This is a genomic window from Falsiroseomonas oryzae (assembly GCF_027856955.1).
GTDB lineage: Bacteria > Pseudomonadota > Alphaproteobacteria > Acetobacterales > Acetobacteraceae > Falsiroseomonas > Falsiroseomonas oryzae.
This window is the reverse complement of record NZ_JAPSMD010001013.1, coordinates 1-553: the sequence shown is the minus strand read 5'-3', so window position 1 is coordinate 553 and position 553 is coordinate 1. Positions and strand designations below refer to the sequence as shown.

Sequence of the window (553 nt, the reverse complement as noted above, 5' to 3'; positions counted from 1 at the left end):
CCCGGTCTATGCCACCGGCCGGGGCGAGCTGGATGCCGACCTGCGCGGCGCCGGCGCCGGGCTGCGCGCGGTGGCCGCCAGCCTGGGCGGGCATCTCGGCCTGGCGATGCTGGACGCGACGCTGGAGCCGGCGGTGATGGGCCCGGCCCAGCAGGCGCTGCGCGAGCGCTCCATCCCGCTGAACCTGCCCCAGCGGCTGCCGGTGGAATGCGTCGCGCTGCGCGCCGATGCGGCCGACGGCGTGGCGCGCATCGGCACGCTGCTGGTGGATGCGCCGGCGGCGAAGGTGGCGGGCAGCGGCACGGTGAATCTCGGCACCGAGGCGATCCAGCTGCGCCTGCTGCACGACGTGCGCGCGGCCGGCGAATCGGTGCGGGTCGCGGCGGAGCTCGGCGGCACGCTGGCGGCGCCGGCCTATCGCGGCGTGCAGGTGCAGAATCTCGGGCAGCTGGCCGGGCAGCTCGGCAGCCGTCTGGGCGGCGATGTCGGGGCGGTGCTCGGCGCGCTCGCCGCCCGCCCGGGCGCCCGGCCGGAGCCGCTGCCGGAGTGCGGC

1 protein-coding gene is annotated in these 553 nt (G+C 78.7%); it reads left to right on the top strand.

Annotation, left to right across the window (positions count from 1 at the left end):
- On the top strand, positions 1-553 hold a 553-nt coding region (locus tag OZN99_RS33250), incomplete at both ends, for an AsmA-like C-terminal region-containing protein (protein WP_270939427.1).